Consider the following 4,416-nt stretch of genomic DNA (forward strand, 5'->3'; position numbering starts at 1 on the left):
TGGAGGACCGTTGTCCGGACGGCTCGGTGTCTCCCGTCGCCGGTCGCCACCCGCCCGTAGCTACGGAGGTGTACCGTCAACTCCTCCGGCGGGACTTTCACCCGCAAGAACACGCCGCCTTTGCACGGCGCACCACAGAGACACAGAGGAAACGACAAGAACGAAGGAGGGGTGCGGTGTCTCTCTTATGTTCCTTTCCGTTCCCTCTGTGCCTCTGTGTGATGGTTTTCGTTCCAGCGGTAGCGGCCAAGCGAGGTGCGGCCGCGGGCATCGAACTCCACGCCCTCGCCTTCCAGGAGGAAGCGCTGCACCAGCTCGCCGCCGGGGTAGGCGCGGCCGGTGCTGATGCCGCCGCGCGCGTTGATCACGCGGTGCCAGGGGACGGTGGTGCCGTCGGGGAGGGCGTGCAGGGCGTAGCCCACCAGGCGCGCATGGCCGGGGAGACCCGCGAGCGCCGCCACGTCGCCATAGGTGAGCACGCGCCCGGCGGGGATGCGGCGGACGACCTCCAAGATGCGGTTGTGGCTCCCGTCGTCGGTCATCGGGGCAGAGGCCGAAAGGCTGGGGCAGTACGCATCCCGCACGATGCCGCCGCGGGCCGCGCGGGGCAAGAAGGCGGACCGCGTGAACAAGATCCTTGACGGCTTCGGAAGTGGGTGCTAGATATCCAGCAGGGTGCTGGGTTTCCAGCACCCTGCTGGAATTCCCGCAGGACGTTCCCCACCTCCTCACGCGAGAGATGATCCGCATGGGTCCCGAGCTCACCGCACACCTCAGCCGCAGGGAGCGCCAGGTGATGGACGTGCTCTTTGCGCTGGGACAGGCCACCGTCAACGACATCCTGGAGCGCATCCCCGACCCGCCGAGCTACTCCGCCGTGCGCGCCACGCTGCGCACGCTGGTGGAAAAGGGCGAGGTGGAGCACCTGCAGGACGGCCCACGCTACCTCTACAAGCCGTTGGTGGCGAAGGAGAGCGCGCGCTCGGCGGCCCTCGGGCACCTGGTGCGCACCTTCTTTGGCGGAAGCGTGGAAGCGGCGGCGGCGGCGCTCCTGGGTATGTCGCGGCGCAAGCTGACCGATGCCGACCTGCGGCGGCTGGCGCAGCAGGTGGATGCCGCCCGCGACGAGGGGAGGTAGCATGGCCATCACCGAGCTCGCGTCCGCGTTGGAAATCGCCGGGCGCTACCTGCCGGAGCTTGCCCTCAAGTCCACGCTGGTGCTGGGTGTGGCGGGGGTGCTCGCCTTCCTCCTGCGCCGCCGCTCCGCCGCCGTGCGCCACATCGTGTGGACCACCGCCGTCGCCGGTGTGCTCGCTCTACCCTTCACGCAGCTCATCCCCGTGCGCATCGCCGTGCTCCCCGCGTCGCTCGCGGGGGCGCCGGCTCAGGTGGCGCGGGTGAATGATGCGGCGCCCGCGGTCACGCAGACGGTGGAAGAGGTCGCGCCATCGCCTCGGCCGCATTCGGAGCCCGTCCGGATGGCCGATGCGCCGGCGGCGTCCGCGTGGTGGCCGGCGGACGTGGACCGCACGACGCTGATGGTCGGCGTGTGGCTGCTGGTGGCGTCGGTGCTGGTGATGCGCGTGCTGGCGGGGACGGCGATGGTGTGGTGGCTGGCGCGGTCGGGCGAGCGCATCCAGGACGGCGAGTGGACGGCCGCCGCCGACCGCATCTCGCGCACCTTTGACGCACCCAGCGCGCGGCTGATCCGCACCCACTGGTCGGAGATGCCGATGACGTGGGGGTTCATCCGCCCCGTCGTTCTCCTACCCGCCGACTGCGACGAGTGGCCGGCCGAGCGGCGCGACGTGGTGCTGCGGCACGAGCTGGCGCACGTGGCCCGCCGCGACGTGGCGACGCTCGCCCTGGCCCAGCTCGCGTGCGCGGTGCACTGGTTCAACCCGCTCGCCTGGCTCGCGCTGCACCAGCTGCGCGCGGAGGCGGAGCGGTGCTGCGACGATGCCGTGCTGAGCACCGGCACCCGCGCCTCCGCATATGCCGCGCACCTGCTGGAGATGGTGCGCCTCATCGGCCGGGCACGCGTCCCCGCCGCGGTCGCGCTGCCGATGGCGCAGCGCTCGACCTTCGAGGGGCGCCTCCTCGCCATCCTGGAGCCGGGCGTGGAGCGCGGCACGCCGGGCCGCGCGCGGACGGCGCTGACCATGGGCGGCCTCCTCGCCGTCGTGGCCGCCGTCGGCGCGATGCGTCCGGTGGAGGCGATCACGGCCGATCTCGCCGCGATGCCGTCCGAGCCGGGGCGCGTGGAGGCGCGGGTGGTCTCCGCGTCGGTCGATGAAAAGCGGGGCGCGACGCCCGCCGTTCTCTCCGTGCTCCCGCGCTCCGGTCCCATCGCGGCGCTCCGGGATGCGTCGGCGCCCGCGATCCAGCAGGCGGCGGCGAGCGCGCAGGCGACCGCGGATGCGCAGGCGGCCGTGAGCTCGCAGGCGGATGCAAAGGCCCACACGACCGCGGCGCGGCAGATCAGCCCGGGCGCGATGACGGCGCTGGTGGCGGCGCTCAACGATGCGGACGGCGGCGTGCGGCGGAGCGCGATCCGGGCGCTCGGGTCGCTTTCGGACCCGCGCGCGGTGCAGGCGCTGATCGAGGCGCTGCGCACCGATGCGGATGCCACCGTGCGCAACACCGCCGCGTGGGCGCTGGGCGAGATCGAGAGCCGCACCGCGACCGCGGCGCTGGTGCAGGCGATGGCGTCGGAGCGCTCCATCGAGGTGCGCCGCACCATCGCGTGGGCGCTGGGGCAGATCGAGGACCCCGCCGCGGTCGAGGGGCTCGCCCGCGCCATGCGCGACCCCGACACCGAGCTGCGCGAGACGGCGGTGTGGGCGCTGGGCGAGATCGAAAGCCGCACCGCGGTCCCCGCCCTGACGTCGGCGCTGCGCGATGGCGACGTGGCGATGCGCCGCCTCGCCGCCTGGGCGCTGGGGCAGATCGAGGCGGCGGAGGCAGTGCCGGCGCTGGCCGCCGCGCTGCGCGACAGCGACCGCGAGGTGCGCGAAACCGCCGTGTGGGCGCTGGGCGAGATCGAGTCGGCGGACGCGGTGCCCGCGCTCAGCACGGTGCTGGGCGACTCCGACCCTCGCGTGCGCAACCAGGCGGCGTGGGCGCTGGGGCAGATCGAATCGGAGTCCGGCGTGGCGCCGCTCAGCCGCGCGCTGCAGGGTGACGCCGATCCCAGAGTGCGGCAGACGGCGGCGTGGGCGCTGGGCGAGATCGAGCGCGAATCCGCCATCCCCGCCCTCACCGCCGCGCTGCGCGACCGCGTCCCCGCCGTGCGCGCTACGGCGGCGTGGGCCATCGGCCAGGTGGAGCCGGACCGCGCCCCCGCCGAGCTGAGCGCGCTGCTGCGCGACGACGACCAGACGGTGCGCTCAAACGCGCTGTGGGCGCTCGGCCAGACCGGCGACGCGGCCGCCATCGAGCCGCTGCTGCGCGACGCGAACCCCGAAGTGCGCAGGGCCGCCGCGCGGGCACTCGGCGGCGCGCCCGATCCCCGGCCCCAGCCGCGGCCCCAACCGCGTCCGCGTCCCCGTCCACGCCCCATGAACTAGGCGAAACGACCCCATGAACAGGATCGAATCATTCGTGCGGCGGCCCCTTCCGAGGGCCGCCGCCATGGCCGGGCTCGCCCTTGTCCTGGTGCCGGCGGCGCTTTTCTGCGGCGTGGAGCGCCCCCGGGCCGAGACGACGGAGGCGCAGGAGAGCGGCGCGCGGCCGCTGCTGTCCGCGGTGCGCGGGATCTCGCCGGTGGCGTGCGAACTGGCGTCACAGTCGCTCGGCAACGGCTGGGCGATGGCCGGCGGCGACGCGGAGGATGCGCCCTCCCTGGCCCGGCGCGACGAATCGACGGGGCGCGTGCTCGCCTGGATCGGCGGCCAGTCCGCATCCGCCGACGACCTGGCGGCGCTGCGCGACGGGCTGGGCGATCCGGATGCCTGCGTCCGCCGCGTCTCCGCCCGCCTGCTGGGGCGGCGGCGCTTCGAGGGAGGGACCGATGCCCTCCTCACGGCGCTGCGATCCGGCGAGCCGCTGCGGCGCGACGCGGCGGTGCTGGGGCTGGGGTACGCGGGCGATCCGCGCTCCGTCGCCCCGCTCACCGCGCTCCTTGCCGACGGCGACGCGGAGGTGCGCGGCGGGGCGGTGTGGGCGCTGGGGCACACGAGCAGCCGCGACGCCGCCACCCGCGTCGCCCGCCTCACCGGCGACCGCGAGCCGCGCGTGCGCCGCGCCGTGGCACGCGCGCTGGGGCGGCTGGAGGATGCGTCCTCCGTCCCCGCGCTGACGCGGCTCCTGGCTTCAGATCCCGATCCGGGAGTGCGGCGCGCGGCGGCGTGGGCGCTGGGAAGGTTCGACTAGCCCTCACCCCCAGCGTCGCTCCGCGACGCATCCCCCTCCCCC

General features: G+C 74.5%; 4 protein-coding genes. 3 read left to right on the top strand and 1 reads right to left on the bottom strand.

Going from position 1 to position 4,416, the window contains the following annotated elements; translation table 11 throughout:
- Positions 1-185: 185 nt before the first annotated feature.
- On the bottom strand, positions 186-542 hold the full coding sequence (locus VF584_07610) for an MGMT family protein (protein ID HEX8210038.1): 357 nt from the start codon (positions 540-542) through the stop codon (positions 186-188).
- A gap of 95 nt (positions 543-637) precedes the next feature.
- On the opposite strand from VF584_07610, the gene VF584_07615 reads away from it, so the two are divergent.
- The 3 genes from VF584_07615 to VF584_07625 are packed head-to-tail and all read left to right on the top strand — an operon-like array spanning position 638 to position 4,374.
- Positions 638-1,138: a BlaI/MecI/CopY family transcriptional regulator gene (locus VF584_07615; GenBank protein HEX8210039.1), complete on the top strand. Its 501-nt coding sequence runs from the start codon at positions 638-640 to the stop codon at positions 1,136-1,138.
- Between the two features lies 1 nt (position 1,139).
- Entirely contained in the window at positions 1,140-3,569 is a 2,430-nt protein-coding gene (locus tag VF584_07620) for a M56 family metallopeptidase (GenBank protein ID HEX8210040.1), read from the top strand.
- 13 nt (positions 3,570-3,582) lie between these two features.
- Positions 3,583-4,374 carry a HEAT repeat domain-containing protein gene (locus VF584_07625; GenBank protein HEX8210041.1) on the top strand — a complete coding sequence of 264 codons (792 nt, stop codon included), beginning with the start codon at positions 3,583-3,585 and terminating at the stop codon, positions 4,372-4,374.
- Positions 4,375-4,416 lie beyond the last annotated feature (42 nt).

It is taken from the genome of Longimicrobium sp., assembly GCA_036389135.1.
Lineage (GTDB): Bacteria > Gemmatimonadota > Gemmatimonadetes > Longimicrobiales > Longimicrobiaceae > Longimicrobium.

Bases quoted from the DNA above. Each gene is read 5' to 3' on its own strand.
- VF584_07620 (HEX8210040.1), top strand. From the start codon at position 1,140: ATGGCCATCACCGAGCTCGCGTCCGCGTTGGAAATCGCCGGGCGCTAC.
- VF584_07625 (HEX8210041.1), top strand. From the start codon at position 3,583: ATGAACAGGATCGAATCATTCGTGCGGCGGCCCCTTCCGAGGGCCGCC.
- VF584_07610 (HEX8210038.1), bottom strand. From the start codon at position 542: ATGACCGACGACGGGAGCCACAACCGCATCTTGGAGGTCGTCCGCCGC.